The sequence below is a fragment of the Stenotrophomonas sp. YJH_SMC_101-4 genome, assembly GCF_059370395.1.
Genome location: NZ_JCAFTP010000003.1, coordinates 134842 through 151260 on the forward strand (window position 1 = coordinate 134842; position 16419 = coordinate 151260).

At 66.8% G+C, this 16419-nt stretch carries 16 protein-coding genes; 8 read left to right on the forward strand and 8 right to left on the reverse strand.

Annotated features, from left to right (window positions below):
• Positions 1-175: 175 nt before the first annotated feature.
• Both AC5P8D_RS11460 and AC5P8D_RS11465 read right to left on the reverse strand, forming a co-directional pair.
• Positions 176-967: an ABC transporter permease gene (locus AC5P8D_RS11460; protein WP_010482250.1), complete on the reverse strand. Its 792-nt coding sequence runs from the start codon at positions 965-967 to the stop codon at positions 176-178.
• Entirely contained in the window at positions 964-1932 is a 969-nt protein-coding gene (locus AC5P8D_RS11465; RefSeq protein WP_043399492.1) for an ABC transporter ATP-binding protein, read from the reverse strand. Before AC5P8D_RS11465 ends, AC5P8D_RS11460 begins: the two co-directional genes overlap by 4 nt.
• Before the next feature lie 84 nt (positions 1933-2016).
• Here AC5P8D_RS11465 and AC5P8D_RS11470 point away from each other — a divergent pair, with 84 nt between their 5' ends.
• Positions 2017-2766, forward strand: a complete 750-nt coding sequence (locus AC5P8D_RS11470) for a ferredoxin--NADP reductase (RefSeq protein ID WP_100064770.1) — start codon at positions 2017-2019, stop codon at positions 2764-2766.
• A gap of 72 nt (positions 2767-2838) precedes the next feature.
• Here AC5P8D_RS11470 and AC5P8D_RS11475 read toward each other — a convergent pair whose 3' ends face one another.
• Together AC5P8D_RS11475 and AC5P8D_RS11480 are read right to left on the reverse strand one after the other, a co-directional pair.
• Positions 2839-4008, reverse strand: a complete 1170-nt coding sequence (locus AC5P8D_RS11475; RefSeq protein ID WP_159360721.1) for a lytic polysaccharide monooxygenase — start codon at positions 4006-4008, stop codon at positions 2839-2841.
• A gap of 233 nt (positions 4009-4241) precedes the next feature.
• Positions 4242-4727 (reverse strand): DUF1203 domain-containing protein, encoded by a 486-nt coding sequence (locus tag AC5P8D_RS11480; RefSeq protein ID WP_043399484.1) that lies wholly within the window; start codon positions 4725-4727, stop codon positions 4242-4244.
• 154 nt (positions 4728-4881) lie between these two features.
• Between AC5P8D_RS11480 and AC5P8D_RS11485 the strand changes: the two genes are divergently transcribed.
• The 4 genes from AC5P8D_RS11485 to AC5P8D_RS11500 all read left to right on the forward strand — a co-directional run bounded on the left by AC5P8D_RS11485 (position 4882) and on the right by AC5P8D_RS11500 (position 9603).
• Entirely contained in the window at positions 4882-6084 is a 1203-nt protein-coding gene (locus AC5P8D_RS11485) for a GGDEF domain-containing protein (protein WP_495203320.1), read from the forward strand.
• Between the two features lie 68 nt (positions 6085-6152).
• Positions 6153-7679, forward strand: a complete 1527-nt coding sequence (locus tag AC5P8D_RS11490) for an alpha/beta hydrolase (RefSeq protein WP_495203321.1) — start codon at positions 6153-6155, stop codon at positions 7677-7679.
• Entirely contained in the window at positions 7676-8422 is a 747-nt protein-coding gene (locus AC5P8D_RS11495) for an ABC transporter ATP-binding protein (RefSeq protein ID WP_057504146.1), read from the forward strand. Before AC5P8D_RS11490 ends, AC5P8D_RS11495 begins: the two co-directional genes overlap by 4 nt.
• The gene (locus AC5P8D_RS11500) at positions 8419-9603 is read left to right on the forward strand and encodes an ABC transporter permease (RefSeq protein ID WP_043399475.1); all 1185 of its coding nucleotides are present in this window, start codon (positions 8419-8421) and stop codon (positions 9601-9603) included. The genes AC5P8D_RS11495 and AC5P8D_RS11500 overlap by 4 nt, the downstream gene beginning before the upstream one ends.
• Positions 9604-9675: 72 nt before the next feature.
• Here AC5P8D_RS11500 and AC5P8D_RS11505 read toward each other — a convergent pair whose 3' ends face one another.
• Together AC5P8D_RS11505 and AC5P8D_RS11510 are read right to left on the reverse strand one after the other, a co-directional pair.
• Positions 9676-10104: a DUF7832 domain-containing protein gene (locus AC5P8D_RS11505; protein WP_019336743.1), complete on the reverse strand. Its 429-nt coding sequence runs from the start codon at positions 10102-10104 to the stop codon at positions 9676-9678.
• A gap of 67 nt (positions 10105-10171) precedes the next feature.
• Positions 10172-10957 (reverse strand): AraC family transcriptional regulator, encoded by a 786-nt coding sequence (locus AC5P8D_RS11510; RefSeq protein WP_029379811.1) that lies wholly within the window; start codon positions 10955-10957, stop codon positions 10172-10174.
• A 77-nt stretch (positions 10958-11034) separates the two neighbouring features.
• Between AC5P8D_RS11510 and AC5P8D_RS11515 the strand changes: the two genes are divergently transcribed.
• On the forward strand, positions 11035-11289 hold the full coding sequence (locus tag AC5P8D_RS11515) for a hypothetical protein (protein WP_010482232.1): 255 nt from the start codon (positions 11035-11037) through the stop codon (positions 11287-11289).
• Between the two features lie 84 nt (positions 11290-11373).
• Here the strand turns inward: AC5P8D_RS11515 and AC5P8D_RS11520 are convergent, their stop codons facing one another.
• Both AC5P8D_RS11520 and AC5P8D_RS11525 read right to left on the reverse strand, forming a co-directional pair.
• Complete coding sequence (locus AC5P8D_RS11520; RefSeq protein WP_043399467.1) at positions 11374-12375, reverse strand: energy transducer TonB; 1002 nt, start codon at positions 12373-12375, stop codon at positions 11374-11376.
• 200 nt (positions 12376-12575) lie between these two features.
• Positions 12576-13217, reverse strand: coding sequence for a TIGR00645 family protein (locus AC5P8D_RS11525; protein ID WP_029379810.1), 642 nt, complete (start codon positions 13215-13217; stop codon positions 12576-12578).
• Between the two features lie 110 nt (positions 13218-13327).
• Between AC5P8D_RS11525 and AC5P8D_RS11530 the strand changes: the two genes are divergently transcribed.
• On the forward strand, positions 13328-14017 hold the full coding sequence (locus AC5P8D_RS11530) for a glutathione binding-like protein (protein WP_010482229.1): 690 nt from the start codon (positions 13328-13330) through the stop codon (positions 14015-14017).
• A 154-nt stretch (positions 14018-14171) separates the two neighbouring features.
• Entirely contained in the window at positions 14172-16397 is a 2226-nt protein-coding gene (locus AC5P8D_RS11535) for a S9 family peptidase (protein WP_495203322.1), read from the forward strand.
• Positions 16398-16419 lie beyond the last annotated feature (22 nt).

The following is a 16419-nucleotide window of genomic DNA, read 5'->3' on the forward strand; positions in this document are numbered from 1 at the left end:
CGATTGCGGGGGTGTCCGCGGCATGGATGCCGCGGCCAAGCCCCCAGGGATGGGTTTACGGCGTCCCCCGCAACCGGACCCACCCCGCCAACCCACGGAATGCCAGCTTTTGATGTTGCCGTAGAAGTTGACGTTGATTCGGCGGGTGCAGGGCCGCAGGCCCTGCACGCAAAACTCAGCTGCGCATGCCCACGCCACGGCGCAGCAGCCACAGCGCCAGCGCCGTCAGCACCACCACGAAACCGATCATCAGGCCGTAGGCCACCGGCAGCGGCACATCGCTGCTGCCCAGCAGGCCATAGCGGAACGCATTGACCATGTAGAAGATCGGGTTCGCATGCGTGGCTGCTTCGGCCCAGCCCGGCAGCAGCTTCACCGAATAGAACACGCCACCCAGGTAGGTCAGCGGGGTCAGGATGAAGGTCGGCACGATCGCCACGTCGTCGAATTTCTTCGCATACACCGCGTTGATGAAGCCGGCCAGCGAGAAGATCGTCGCGCCCAGGATCACCGTGGTCAGCATCACCAGCGGGTGCGGGATGCGCACCGGGGTGAAGAACATCGCGATGATCAGCACGATCACGCCCACCATCAGGCCGCGCAGCACCGCGCCGGCCACGTAGCCCCACAGGATCACCCAGTTCGGCATCGGGCTGACCAGCAGTTCTTCCACGTGACGACCGAACTTGGCGCCGAAGAACGAGGAGCTGATGTTGCCGTAGCTGTTCTGGATCACGCTCATCATCACCAGGCCCGGCACGATGAACTGCATGTAGGTGTAGCCACCCATGTCACCCACGCGCGACCCGATCAGGTTGCCGAAGATCAGGAAGTACAGGGTCATGGTGATCGCCGGCGGCACCAGGGTCTGGCCCCAGATGCGCATGATGCGGGCGACTTCGCGGCGCACGATGGTCATCAGTGCGACGCGGTTGCGCTGGCCGTCGGTCAGCTCGGTGGTGCTCATGCAGGCTTCTCCAGGTTGCCGGTGAGGCGCACGAACAGCTCCTCCAGGCGGTTGCTCTTGGTACGCATCGAACGCACGCGGATGCCGGCCTCGTTGAGCGTGGCGAACACGCGGTTGAGGTCCATTGCGCGTGGCATGTCGATGTCCAGCGTGTGCGGGTCCGGCGCGGTCAGCGTCGCGCCTTCGATCACCGGCAGCTGCGCCGGCAGCTCACCGTCGATGTCCAGCAGGAAGCCTTCCACGTCCAGCTTGGCCAGCAGGGCGCGCATCGGGCCCTGCTCGACGATCTGGCCGTGGTTGATGATCGCCAGGTGCCGGCACAGGTACTCGGCCTCTTCCAGGTAGTGCGTGGTGAGGATGATCGTGGTGCCGGCGGCATTGATCTCCTTCAGCACGCGCCACATGTCGCGGCGGATCTCGATGTCCACGCCGGCGGTCGGTTCGTCCAGGATCAGCAGGCGCGGGCGGGTCATCATCGCGCGGGCGATCATCAGCCGGCGCTTCATGCCGCCGGACAGCGTGCGGCTCATCACCTGGGCCTTTTCCCACAGGTGCGCGCGCTTCAGCTCCTCTTCGGCGCGCTGTTCCGCTTCCTCGCGCGGCACGCCGTAGAAGCCGGCGTAGTTCACCAGGATGTCGAAGGGCTTCTCGAACAGGTTGAAGTTGATTTCCTGCGGCACCAGCCCGATCAGGCGCATGGTGGCGCTGCGGTTGCGCACCAGGTCGCTGCCGAACACTTCCACCTGGCCCTCGCTGAGGTTGACCAGGGAGCTGATGATGCCGATCAGGGTCGACTTGCCGGCGCCGTTGGGGCCGAGCAGGGCGAAGAAATCGCCCGGGGCCACTTCCAGGGAAACCCCCTTCAGGGCCTGGGTGCCATTGTCGTAGGTCTTGCGCAGGTCGCGCACGCGCAGGGCGGGCGCCATATCGTTCTGGGATGCCAAGCTCGAAGCCTTCGCGCCCATGGGCTGGCGCTGGAGAGGGGCGGGGAGGGGCTATTATAGAAGACCCCGAGGGCTTGCCCCGGCTACACACTGTCCCGAAAAGTCGTGCCTGTTCAATTCCCCCTCAAGCTGGTCGGCTGCCGCATGCTGGCCCCGACCGTCGGCCACTACCAGTTCGTGCGTGACGATGGACAGCCGCTGGATTTCCAGCCCGGCCAGTTCATCCAGGTCCATTTCAGCTACGCCGACGGCACCGAAACCAAGCGCAGCTACTCGCTGGCGACCATCCACGACCACGCGCTGGGCCCGGGCGAGGCGGTGGATATCGCGGTCAGTTTCGTGCCCGGTGGCGCCGCCACGGCCCTGTTCGAGGCGCTGGAGCAGGGCGGCCAGATCAGTGCGTCCGGTCCCTATGGCCGGTTCTGCCTGAACCCCGGCGACCACAACGCCCGCTACCTGCTGATCGCGACCGGTACCGGCGTTACCCCGTATCGCTCGATGCTGCCGCTGCTGGAAACGGCGATGGCCGAACGGGGCGTGCAGATCGTGCTGCTGCAGGGCGCGCGCAGCCCGGGTGAGCTGCTGTACAGCGAAGACTTCTACAGCTTCGCCGAAAAGCACCCGAACTTCCGTTATGTTCCGTGCCTGTCGCGGGAACTGCCGGCCGATGCTCACCAGGACGTGCAGCATGGCTACGTGCAGCAGGCGTTGGCCGCCTTCACGCCGGACCCGGCCACCGACATCGCCTACCTGTGCGGCAACCCGGACATGGTCGATGCCTGCGCCGAGCTGCTGAAGGCCGCCGGCCTGGGCAACCCGCAGATCCGCCGCGAGAAGTACGTCAGCAGCAAGTAGGCGGGGCGTGCCGGCCGCTGGCCGGCATTCCCTGAACCGGAGGCGGCATCACGCCGCCCCCGGTCGCCTGCGTCAGTACGCGATCCACGCATCGCGCCAAGCCGCACCCACGCCCGGCCGGTACGCCTCGGCGTTGACGTTGCACCACGCGCCTTCCGGGAACGGACGGCAGGCATACAGCTTGCCGTCGCTGCTCTTCACCACCGTCTGGCCCGGTACATAGCTGCCGATGCCCGCCGGGTACACGTGGTCGAAATCACCGCCCGGCGACGGCGTACCCGGGTCCGGCACCCTGGTATCGAGCTGGAAGCGGTTGCCGTCCTTCAGGTACACGCGATTGTCGGTGGCCGACGCCGACGGCGTGATCACGCCATTGGCAAGCACGCCCACACGCGCATGCTGTGCACTGCCATTGACCTTGCGCGCCAGAATCAATGGCCATTGCGTGGCAGACGTCTGGCCGCTGCCCAAGGTCGTTTCCACACGTTCGACATCGTTGCCGTTGGCGTTGAATACGCGCAGTGCGAGCGTCGTTCCCACCGGCAGCTCGCCGCGTGCGGTGACCGGGCCAGCATCCTGCCATTGCGGTGCCGGTGTCGTACCACCACCGCCTTCAAAGCGCACGTCCATGCAGGTGTAGAACGCTTCGGTCGAATCCGAGCGCTGCCAGGTGTTGTAGATCACATGCTGGCCGGTGCGCTGCGGCAGCGTGCACTGCAGCTTGTAGGTGCCATCGGCGGAGAGCGGCGTATTGCCCAGGGTGCAGAACTCCTGCAGATCGGCCCAGCCCAGCGGGCTGCCCGGCTGCCAGCCTTCGCGGGTGACGTAGAAGCGCCAGTCACGCGTGGCATGTGGCGCGGTCGCCTTGAACACGAAGGTGAACTTGCCATTGGCATCGGCGTGGATGGGCGTGGTCTGCCAGTCGCTGCGGTTCACGTCCAGGCCGCGGAAGGTGGGATTGTTGCCGCTGCACAGCTTGCCGTCGGGCACCACGGCCTGGTGGTTGCCGTTGGCGTTGGCCTGGTTGATGCCGTTCCAGTCGTAGAACGCCTGTGAGCCGCCGATGGCCTTGGCCGCGGCACAGGCCGGGTTGGTCGGGTTCTCGGGATTGCCCTGGAAGCAGGCATAGACGCGGCTGATCGGCGTGGTCATGGTGCCATGGGCAAATGTATCGCCGGTCAGCAGCAGTCCAGCGGCGGCCAGTGAAGTGGCCAGCAACAGCGGTGTGGATCGGAATGACATGGCGCTTCCTTGTGGTCGTCGAATGAGAGCGGTGACCGCAGGAGCTGCGCTGCACGGCGGACTTTCGGCGGCACCACGGCGAGTATCGAGTCGCAGCGCAGGGTGCGGAACCATGGAAATGCCGATCCGTGACTGTGGGTGTGAAGCCCTTCCCGCAGGCTTCACGCGGGACTGAACGGATGCGCTGGCGATCACGTCTTCGGCGTGGCAACGATCACGTCGTGGAGATCGTGCTACGTCGGCGTCATACCCACGCGATCCGCCTGGCATGAGAAGCAGCCGTGGGCCGCGTTGTGCAGCTGCACGAAGGCCACGGCAGGATCGGCAAACAGCGCGTCCAGCCGAGCGGAGACGTCCGTGCCCGCGCTGATCTCTGCGGCCAGCATCCATGCAGCCTGGTCATAGGCGCGCAACGAGATCATCCTGCGTTGTACATACGGCGGTACTTCACCCGGCGGCAGCACGCAGCGGGTCACGCCACGCTGCACGAAGATCGGGCCCGAGGCGTGATAGGGCGAGTGCAGGGGCAGGTGCACATGGGACAACAGCAGCAGCTCGCTGCCACCGGGTGGATCGCTCAGGCTGATCCGGCAGGGGTGTCCTCCTGTTTCACCGGCCCAGCGACGCTGGATGCCCAGCGCAGCCAGCGCGGTGTCGCTCTTCTCGAACAGGTGCAGGAACGGGCGGTGGTCGATGCCACCGAGGTACCACGCATGCATGAGCGTCTCCTTGGATTTCCGCGGATTCTGCGCATGCGCCGGCCGCCGTGCTCGCCGTTTTCAGACCCCGCATCGGCATCGGGGCGGGAAGCGCCGGGGGGATGGCACCACAAGGCGCTAAGATGCGCGCGCCGCCCCGGCCGATGAGCGCCGCATGTCCCTGGATTTCCCGACCATTACCGTGCTTGGCTTCCTGCTCTGCATCGGCATTGCCGTGGGGTTCTCATTGCTGCTGGTGGTGCTGCGCGGGCAGCCGGTGCTGCGCCTGTGGACCGCCAGCCTGTGGCTGCTTACCCTGGGTGTGACCCTGCTGGCGCTGCGACCCTACCTGCCATTGGCGCCGGCCATACTGGCCGGAAATGCGGCGATGGCCGGCTGCGCGGTGCTGATGCTGCGCGGCGTGGCGCTGCATCTGGAACAGCCGCTGCCGCTGTGGCGTCCATTGTTGATGGCGGCCGCCTTCATGGCCTGCATCTTCGCCTTCCTGGTGCTGTGGCCGGACCTGCGGGTGCGCCTGCAGGTGTTCAGTGTGTTCACGCTGCTGGTCGATGGCTGGATCGCGTGGTTGCTGCTGCGGCATGCCCCCGTGCTACAGCGCACCAGCTGCCGCCTGGCGGCGGCGGTGTTCCTGGCCGAGGCGGCCCTGTACGCGGTGCGCCTGTTCCTGCCGGTGGCACCCGATGCCGGCGAGGACATCATGCGCACCGGTACACCGATGTTCGTCACCTACCTTGCCGGGGTGATGCTGGAACTGGCGCGGTGCTTTGCGATGGTGCTGCTGCTGGTCGAGCGCATGCTGGTCGATCTGCGGCGTGCGGCGCGCACCGATGGGCTGACCGGGCTGCTCAACCGCAGCGCGGTGCTGGCCGATGGCCAGGCACAGTTGCAGCGGCTGCGTCGGCAGGGCCGGCCACTGGCCCTGTTGCTGGTCGACGTCGATCACTTCAAGCAGATCAACGACCGCTGGGGCCATCTGGCCGGAGACCAGGTACTGCGCCACTTCGCTGCGCTGCTGCAGCACGGTTTGCAGGGCCACGACACGCTGCTGGGCCGCTACGGGGGCGAGGAGTTCGTGCTGGTGCTGGCCGGTAGCACGCAGGACGACGCGATGGCGTGGGCTGCGGCGTTCCGTACCGCTCTGCAGCAGACGCCGGCGCGGCTGACCACCGGGCCGGTGACGGTCACCGCCAGCATCGGCCTGGCCATGGACGACGGCCACGGCGACCTGTCCACGCTGCTGGCAGCGGCAGACGCGGCGCTGTACCGGGCCAAGGCCGCGGGCCGCGATCGCCTGGCCTGCGCCACGCCGGCGGAGATTTCGCGTCTGCCCATCGCCGACGACGCCGTGCCCGTGTAAGTTGAGTCACATCTTCCGCGGCAGCCCGTCGTGGTTGCCAGGAACGTCCTCCAGGGGAAACGAGCACGATGCAAAGACACCACCTCGCGCTGGCCGCAGCGTTGGCCAGCCTGATGCTTGCCGGTTGCAGCCAGTCACCGTCACCTGGCGCCGAAGGCGCCAGCGATGCACCCAGCCGCCGCTTCGGCAGCATCGATTTCCAGCCCTGCACGCTGTCCACCGAAGGCGCCAGCGCCAACGTGGAAGCGCAGTGCGCCACCCTGCAGGTGCCGGAGGACCGGGCCCGGCCTGATGGCCGACGCATCGGCCTGCGCATCGCCTGGCTGGAATCGGGCGATGGCGGCAGCAGCCAGCCCGATCCGGTGTTCTTCCTGGCCGGTGGTCCTGGCCAGGCCGCCAGCGAGGTGGCCGTCATTGTCGATACCGCGCTGCGCCAGGTGCGCAAGCAGCGCGACATCTTCCTCGTCGACCAGCGCGGTACCGGCGGCTCCAACCCGCTCAACTGCCGTGACGCGGATGGCAAGGAACTGGCCATGGACGAGGATGCCGCACCCACTGAAGCGTCGCTGCGCGACTACGCCGAGCGCTGCGCCGCTTCGCTGCAGGGGCGCGCCGATGCGCGCTTCTACACCACCACCGAGGCGATTGCTGATCTGGATGCGGTGCGTCAGGCGCTGGGCGTCGAGCGCATCAACCTGGTCGGTGGCTCCTACGGTACCCGCGTGGCCCAGCGCTATGCCGGTGCCTATCCACAGCACACGCGCAGCATCGTCATCGATGGCGTGGTGCCGAATGAACTGGTGGTGGGCGGCGATTTCGCCACGACGTTTGAGGATGCGATCGCCCTGCAGTCGGCGCAGTGCCGCAAGGATGCCGCCTGCAGCAAGCGCTTCCCGACCGACACCCGCGCGCAGCTGCGCAGCGTGGTCGAGACCCTGCGCCGTGCGCCGGTCTCGGTGGAGTATCGCGACCCCGGCACCAACCAGACCCGGCAGGATGTACTGAGTCCGGACAGCGTGATCGGGCTGGCGTTCGCCTTCTCCTATGTGCCGCAGTATTCCTCGCTGCTGCCGCTGGTTCTTGATGAAGCCGCGCACGGCCGCTACGCACCGCTGGCGTCGCTGGCACGCGGTGCGAACCGCAGCATGGATTTCCAGATCAATCGTGGCATGCAGTGGTCGGTGATCTGCAGCGAAGATGCGCCGCGCTACCACGCACCGGCCGAGGATCCCGAGCGCCTGTTCGGCAACGACGTGGCCAGTGCCTTCTTCGCCGCCTGCCCGGTATGGCCGCACCGGCCGGCACCGGCAGCCAATGCCGTGCCGCTGCGCAGTGACGTACCGGCGCTGCTGCTGTCCGGTGAGCTGGACCCGGTGACGCCGCCGCGCTATGCCGAGCAGGTGCTCAAGGGCCTGCCCAATGGCCGTGCGCTGGTCGCCCGTGGCCAGGGCCACGGCACGCTGACCGCCGGCTGCATGCCGCGCCTGCTCGGCCAGTTCATCGACAAGACCGATGCCAAGGCGCTGGATGCCGGCTGCCTGGACACGCTGAGCTACGTGCCGGCGTTCACCTCGTTCAACGGATGGGAACCATGATCGTCGCCGACAACCTGCACAAGGCTTTCGACACCCGCACGGGCCGCATCCAGGCGGTCTCCAACGTCGGCTTCCGCGCCGAGGATGGCCGCATCACCGGCCTGCTCGGCCCCAATGGTGCCGGCAAGACCACCACCATGCGCATGCTGTACACGCTGATGACCCCCGACCAGGGCAGCATCAGCGTCGATGGTGTCGATGCTGCGCGCAATCCGGTGGACGTACGCCGCCACCTTGGCGTGCTGCCCGACGCGCGCGGTGTCTACAAGCGCCTGACCGCGCGCGAGAACATCGCCTACTTCGGCGAACTGCATGGTCTCTCGGCCGAGCGCATCCGCGAGCGCATCGAGGTGCTGTCGCACGCGCTGGACATGGGTGACATCCTCGACCGCCAGACCGATGGCTTCTCGCAGGGCCAGCGCACCAAGACCGCGATTGCCCGCGCGCTGGTGCACGACCCACGCAACGTCATTCTCGATGAGCCGACCAATGGCCTGGACGTGATGACCACGCGCGCACTGCGCCGCTTCCTGCTGGGTCTGCGCGAAGAGGGCCGCTGCGTGATCCTGTCCAGCCACATCATGCAGGAGGTGGCCGCGCTGTGCGATCACATCGTGATCATTGCCAAGGGCACGGTGATGGCTGCCGGCAGCGCCGATGAACTGCGCGCGCAGGCCGGCGAATCCAACCTGGAAGATGCGTTCGTGAAACTGATCGGCAGCGAAGAGGGCCTGCACGCATGAGCATGATGTCGACCCTGATGACGGTGATGCGCAAGGAACTGCGCGATCTTTCCCGTGATCGCCGCACGCTGCTGCTGACCCTGCTGTTCGGGCCGCTGCTGTACCCGGTGCTGCTGCTGGGCATGGGCAAGCTGGCCGAGAGCCGGGTACGCACCCAGATTGAACAACCGCTGCAGATTCCGACCATCGGTGCGGACAACGCCCCTAATCTGGTGCGTTTCCTTGCCGCGCAGGGACTGAACACCGCACCGGCACCGAAGGACCTGGCCGAGGCCATCCGCAGCCAGCAGATCGACGTGGCACTGCGCATCAGCGATGACTTCGGCAAGGACTGGGCCGATGGCAAGCCGGCGCTGGTGGAGGTGATCAAGGACAGTACCCGTCGCGCCGCAGAAGTGCCCAGCGCGCGGCTGGAGGCGGCACTGGCGACCTACAATGGCCAGGTCGGTGCGCTGCGCCTGATGGCGCGTGGCATCGACGCACAGGTCGCGCGGCCGCTGGACGTGGCGCGCCAGGACCTGGCCAGTGCCGAAGCCAAGCGCGGCATGATCCTGTCGATGCTGCTGCCGGTGCTGCTCACGCTCACCTCGTTCATCGGTGGCGCCTACCTGGTGATGGACGCTACCGCTGGTGAGCGCGAGCGGCAGTCGCTGGAGCCGCTGCTGGCCACGCCGGGTTCGCGCAGCGCGATCGTCAGCGGCAAGATCGCCGCCGCCTGCGTGGTCGGGTTCGTGTCGCTGCTGCTGACCCTGGTCGCGTTCAAGGTGAGCGCACAGATCGCGCCCGGTAACATCGGCCGCCAGTTCAACATGAATGTCGGTTCGATGCTGCAGATGCTGCTGGTGATGTTGCCGATGCTGATGATCGGCACCTCGCTGTTGACCTTCCTGTCGGCCGCGGCCAAGAGCATGAAGGAGGCGCAGAGCCACATGACCTGGCTGATGCTGCTGCCGATGATGCCCGGCTACGCGCTGGTGGCCTACCCGCTGAAGAGCGAGCTGTGGCAGTACGCCGTGCCGTTCCTGTCGCAGAACCAGATGCTGCTGAAGGTGATCCGCCACGAGACGATCACGCCGGCGGTCTGGGCCATCTACCTGGGCGCCAGCCTCGGCCTGGCCGCACTGCTGTGGTTCGCCGCGGTGCGGCGTTACCACAATGAGCGTCTGGCGATCTCCGGCTAAGTGCGGGTGGTAGCGCCGGGCCATGCCCGGCGGATCTGAAACGAGGCCCGGTCATTCCGGGCCTCGTTGATTTCAGGACTGCGTTGCCTGCCAAATGGCGAAACGCTGGGCAATCACCGGTGCCAGTCGATCGAAGTTCTCCCAGGTATCGGCGACGTGGTACAGATCCGGGACATTGGCGCCCAGCTGTCCCTCATAGTCGTCCAGGTACTGGCCATTCTCGAGGTCGTAGTACGCAGCGGTGAACGTGTTGGCTTCATCACTGATCAGATCGTCGACGAATTTGCCGTCGCTGCACTCCAGCAGGAACAGGCCTGGCGTCGTTCTGCGTTCCAGCAGCGCCTGCAGGTCTTCTTCTGCGTCCTCGGCGAGCTCTTCGCTTGCCATGCCCTGTAGCAGCAGCCATGCCAGGTACATACCGATGTGAGTGGCACCGGCCTCTGCAGGAAGATCCGAAGGGAAGTCACCCCCGGAATGCCAGCTGGCGTCGTCGTACTTCATCTGTTGCGCTCCTGAAATCAGCAAGCAGCTTAGGTCGCAAGGAAGGATAGAGGGAGTGCTGGATACGTCAGTCCTCCCCGTACCGAGCAGGCGTCACGCCCATCTCGCGCTTGAACACGGCGATGAACGCACTGGGCGTGTCGTAGCCCATCGACAGCGCAACACCGATCACCGGTTCGCCCGCCAGCAGGCGTGGCAGCGACAGCAGCACGCGCAGGCGCTGCCGCCACTGGCTCAAGGTCATACCTGTTTCGGCCTGCCAACGGCGGGCAAGGCTGCGGCCGGACAGGCCGCTGCTGGCGGCCCAGTCCTCAATGCTGCGGCCGTCTTCGGGTGCGCGCGCCAGTGCGGCGGCGATCTTCTGCAGTCGCCGGTCACGCGGTTGTGGCAGGGCAAGCGGCAGAGGCGTGCTGGCGGCGATCTCATCGGCGATCACACCGGCCAGTCGTGCCTGCGCAGCATCCAGTGGCTGGTGGGGCCATCGCAGCGCACGTGTTGTCGCCGCCCGCAGCAGTGCATTGGGCTGGAAAATGCGCGGTGTGGCGGGCAGGCCCAGGCAGGCCTCGGCGTTGAAGTACAGGCTCCAGCCATCGAACCCGTCTGCGCTCAGCAGCGCGTGGGGCAGCAAGGGCGGTATCCAGGCGACGTGACCTGCGGGCAGCAGCCAGTGCAGGTCGTCGGCGGCGATCCGCAGCAGCCCTTGGTGTGCACCCAGCAGCTGCCCACGGGCATGCCGGTGGCGCGCTGTGCGACGCATACCGCGTTGGTGCAGCCCGGCCGCCAGCACCACCGGTCCGTCGGCGGTATCGGCCAACGTGGGGTCGAGTAATCCGGTGGTTGTCTGATCTGCCATATCAATTGGCAGTTATACGGCAGAAACGTCGCGTCCGCGTCCCGACACTGGAGCCTACTTCAACGGAGCGCTTCCCCATGCAGCCACAGGACATTCTTCCCGACCATCAGAACGACGTGCAGGTGAACGGCGTCACCGTGCGCAAGGGCAGCGTAGGTGCTTTCCTGGCCAGCGTTCGTGACTGGCAGGATCCGTCCAGCGATCCCGCCTTCCGCGCCACTGCCGAAGCTGACCTGCGTGCGTTGCTGCCTGGCCTGCATGCGCTGGGTCTGTTCCAGGTGCTGGTCGCGCGCGATCCTGCCCTGCAGCACCTGATTGATGGCGCGGCCTGAAACGGACAAGGCCCGGACGGACCGGGCCTTGGCGTCATGGAGGCGGCAGAAACGACTTGATCCCGTCCGTCCCCTTTTCTGCGGTCAGCCGCCCGGCGCGAACACCAGGGTGCGGCGGGTGGTGACCGGCGCGTTGACCGGCTCGAAGCGCCAGCGCTTGACCGCGTTCAGGGCTTCGCGGTCGAAGGTCCGTCCGGACGTTGCGCGCAGCACGCGGGCGCTGACCACTGAGCCGTCGGTGCCCACGGTGATCTCCACCAGTACTTCCCCCGACGTTCCCGAACGCAGGGCTTCGGCCGGATAGCGCGGCGCTGGCGTACTGACCGGGCGCAGGGTGGGAGCTGCGGCGGCGGCTGCCTGGCGCGCGGCGCTGGCCTGCTGGGCGGCGGCCTGCTGCTGCTTCTGTTCGGCATCGCGACGGGCCGCGGCCTGGCGCTCGGCCTCCTGGCGCTCGTTGTCGCGGCGTGCGGCATCCTGCTGCGCGGCGATCTGCTTGGCCGCGTCGGCTTCCTTGGTGCGCTGTTCGGCCAGGCGCTGCTGTTCGATCTGCTGCTTGCTGCGGTCCTCGGCGTCCTTCTTTGCCTTCTCGGCTTCGGTCTCGGTGCGCTTGGCGGCGTTTTCCACGCCCTTGGCCAGGCCTTCCTTCAGGCGCGGAAGTGCGGGGGCGGAGGCATCCACCTTCTCGATCAGTGCCACCAGGCGCTGCGCCTCGGTGTAGTCCTCGCGGCCCAGGTGCTGCTCGGCGGCGATCAGGGTGTAGGGCAGCAGATCGGTCAGCGCGCTCTTCACCGAGGCGTCGTCCGGCGTCTTGTCACGCAGGGCGAGGTAGTACTCGATGGCGTTGTCGCCGGCCGGTGCATACATGCGGTTCTCGCGCAACGCCTGGCTGGCCGACTCACGCAGCTGCTCGGTACCCATCGACTGCACCTTGGCAGCGACCACCGGTGCGGCGGGTGCAGCAGCGGCAGGCGCCGTGGCGGCAGCAGGCGCTGCGGATTCTTCCTTGCCCGAGCAGGCGGCCAGTGCCAGTGCCAGGGCAACCGGCAGCCACCGGCGCGCGGCGGTGATCGTTGAGACGTGCGACATCCTGCTCCCCTCTAGAAGACGACGTGACGTAAATCATTGATACGCATGGCCGGGACCTGGGGTCCGGGCGCGGCAGGGTGACGTTTCCCGACGCCACCGCCGGCAACGGCGAGGGTGCAATCTAGCATCCCGGCCACCGCCGCGTACAAGGGGTGGTGGCCGGGACGGGCAACGGCGTCATGCCGCTGCTGGCAACGACCTCAGTGGTCGTGCGACTTGTCGTGGGACTTGCTGTGGCTGTTGGACATCAGCTTGTCGGTCCAGGCGATGCCGATCGCCGACAGGATGAACACGCAGTGGATGATGGTCTGCCACAGCACGCCTTCCTGGGTCATGGTCGTGCAGGTATCGACGCCAGCGTTGTAGAAGCTGGTCGAAGCCGACGACACTGCAGCGGCCCATTGTTCCGGTTTGCACAGCGGCAGTCCCTTCAGCGCGCTGGTGGCGATGAAGGTCTTCAGCAGGTGGATCGAGGAGATGCCGATGATCGCCATCGCCAGCTTCACTTTCAGCACGCTGGCGTTGACGTGGCTCAGCCATTCCGGCTGGTCCGGGTGGCCTTCCAGGCGCAGGCGCGAGACGAAGGTCTCGTAGCCGCCGACGATCACCATCACCAGCAGGTTGGAGATCATCACCACGTCGATCAGGCCCAGCACGATCAGCATGATCTGCTGTTCGCCCATCGAGACCGAGTGGGATAGCAGGTGCCAGAGTTCCTTGCCGAACAGGAACACGTAGACGCACTGGGCAAGGATCAGGCCCAGGTACAGCGGCAGCTGCAGCCAGCGCGAGGCGAAGATCAGCGAGGACAACGGGGACAGGGGGCGAGGACTGTGGCTCATGCAGGACAGTGCGTTTCGGGGGAGCCGCGAGGTTACCGGCCCGCCATGACGGTGCCAACCCAACTCACGCACTAGACTTCAGGTTCCTTTCCGCACCCCGAGCCGCCGCCATGATCGACCTGTATTACTGGCCCACCCCGAACGGCCACAAAGTGACCCTGCTGCTGGAAGAAGCCGGCCTGGAGTACCGCATCCACCCGGTCAACATCGGCTCGGGCGACCAGTTCAAGCCGGAATTCCTCGCGATCTCGCCGAACAACAAGATGCCGGCGATTGTCGACCACGCCCCGGCCGATGGCGGCGCCCCGCTGAGCGTGTTCGAGTCCGGCGCGATCCTGCTGTACCTGGCCGAAAAGACCGGCCAGTTCCTGCCCAGCGACCCGCGCGGCCGCGTCACCACCCTGGAATGGCTGTTCTGGCAGATGGCCGGCCTGGGCCCGATGAGCGGCCAGATGGGCCACTTCAACGTGTATGCGCCGGACAAGATCCCGTATGCCATCGAGCGCTACGACAACGAGGTGCGCCGACTGCACGGGGTGATGGACAAGCGCCTGGCCCAGCACGCCTTCCTTGCCGGCGACGCGTACAGCATCGCCGACATGGCCAGCTATCCGTGGATCGGCGCCTACGACAAGCTGCCGGTGGATTTCGCCGCGTTCCCGAACCTCAAGCGCTGGCACGACGCCATCGCCGCACGCCCGGCCACCCAGCGCGCCTATGCCCTGCGCCAGCAGGTGAACCCCAACGCCGGCAAGCCGCTCAGCGACGAAGAGCGCAAGCACCTGTTCGGCCAGCGTTGACCCAGGACGGTGGGTGCCGGCCGTTGGTCGGCACTCGTCAGCATTCCTTATGGGCAAAAGGTCATGCTGCCTTCCTGCACGGGCTTGGTTAGGATGGGGAACGACCGCCCCGTGCTCCGAGCCGGGGTGGACCTGCCGTTTGCCGGGATCCTCCATGCGCCACCTGTTCGCTTCGCTCGCCCTCATGCTCGCCACCACAACCGCCGCCCACGCTGAAAAGCTGACCCTGGAAGCCATCACCGGCCCGTTGCCGTTGTCCGGCCCGACCCTGATGAAGCCGAAGGTGGCGCCGGACGGTTCGCAGGTCAGTTTCCTGCGCGGCAAGGACAGCGACCGCAACCAGCTGGACCTGTGGACCTACGACATCAGCAGCGGCCAGACCCGGCTGCTGGTCGATTCCAAGGTGGTGCTGCCCGGCACCGAAACCCTCAGCGATGAGGAAAAGGCACGCCGCGAACGCCAGCGCATCGCCGCGATGACCGGCATCGTCGATTACCAGTGGTCGCCGGACGCGCAGCGCCTGCTGTTCCCGTTGGGCGGCGAGCTGTACCTGTACGACCTCAAGCAGCAGGGCCAGGCCGCGGTACGCCAGCTGACCCACGGTGAAGGCTTCGCCACCGACGCCAAGCTGTCGCCCGAGGGCGGCTTCGTCAGCTTCATCCGCGGCCGCAACCTGTGGGTGATCGACCTGGCCAGTGGCAAGCAGCTGCAGCTGACCCGTGATGGCAGCACCACCATCGGCAACGGCGTGGCCGAGTTCGTCGCCGATGAGGAGATGGACCGCCACACGGGTTACTGGTGGGCGCCGGATGATTCGGCCATTGCCTTTGCCCGCATCGACGAGGCACCGGTGCCGGTGCAGAAGCGCTACGAGGTCTACGCCGACCGCACCGACGTGATCGAGCAGCGTTATCCGGCCGCCGGCGATGCCAACGTGCGCGTGCAGCTGGGCGTGATCGCACCGGCCGCCGACGCGCAGCCGCGCTGGGTCGACCTGGGCAAGGAGCAGGACATCTACCTGGCCCGCGTCGATTGGCGCGATGCGCGGCACCTGAGCTTCCAGCGCCAGTCGCGTGACCAGAGGCAGCTGGACCTGGTGGAAGTGGCGCTCGATTCCAACCGCCAGCGCGTGCTCGCCCACGAGACCAGCCCGACCTGGGTGCCGCTGCACAACAGCCTGCGCTTCCTCGACGACGGCAGCGTGCTGTGGTCGTCCGAGCGCAGTGGTTTCCAGCACCTGTACCGCATCGACGGCAAGGGCAAGGCCACCGCGCTGACCCACGGCAACTGGCCGGTGGACGAACTGCTGGCGGTCGATGAAAAGGCCGGCAAGGCCTACTTCCGTGCCGGCATCGAGACCTCGCGCGAAAGCCAGATCTACGCGGTGTCGCTGCAGGGCGGCGAGCCGCAGCGCCTGTCGAAGGCACCGGGCATGCACAGCGCCACGTTCGCCCGCAATGCCAGCGTCTACGTTGACAGCTGGTCCAACAGCACTACGCCGCCGCAGATTGAACTGTTCCGCGCCAACGGCGAGAAGATCGCTACGCTGGTGGAGAACGACCTGGCCGATCCCAAGCACCCGTATGCGCGCTACCGCGATGCGCAGCGCCCGGTCGAGTTCGGCACGTTGACGGCTGCCGATGGCAAGACCCCGCTGAACTACAGCCTGATCAAGCCGGCCGGCTTCGATCCGTCCAAGCGCTACCCGGTGGCGGTGTACGTCTACGGCGGCCCGGCCAGCCAGACCGTCACCGACAGCTGGCCCGGCCGTGGCGACCACCTGTTCAACCAGTATCTGGCCCAGCAGGGCTACGTGGTGTTCTCGCTGGACAACCGTGGCACCCCGCGACGTGGCCGTGACTTCGGTGGTGCGCTGTATGGCAAGCAGGGCACGGTGGAAGTGACCGACCAGCTGCGCGGCGTGACCTGGCTGAAGCAGCAACCGTGGGTGGACCCGGCGCGCATCGGCGTGCAGGGCTGGTCCAACGGTGGCTACATGACCCTGATGCTGCTGGCCAAGGCCTCGAACCAGTACGCCTGTGGCGTGGCCGGTGCGCCGGTGACCGACTGGGGCCTGTATGACAGCCATTACACCGAACGCTACATGGATCTGCCGGCGCGCAATGAAGCGGGTTACCGCGAAGCGCGCGTGCTGACCCATATCGACGGCCTGCGCTCGCCGCTGCTGCTGATCCACGGCATGGCTGACGACAACGTGCTGTTCACCAATTCGACCAGCCTGATGAGCGCGTTGCAGAAGCGTGCACAGCCGTTCGAGCTGATGACCTACCCGGGTGCCAAGCATGGCCTGTCCGGCGCCGATGCCCTGCATCGCTACCGCGTGGCCGAAGCCTTCCTGGGACGTTGCCTGAAGCCCTGATCCGCAGCCGGGAAGGAGCCCG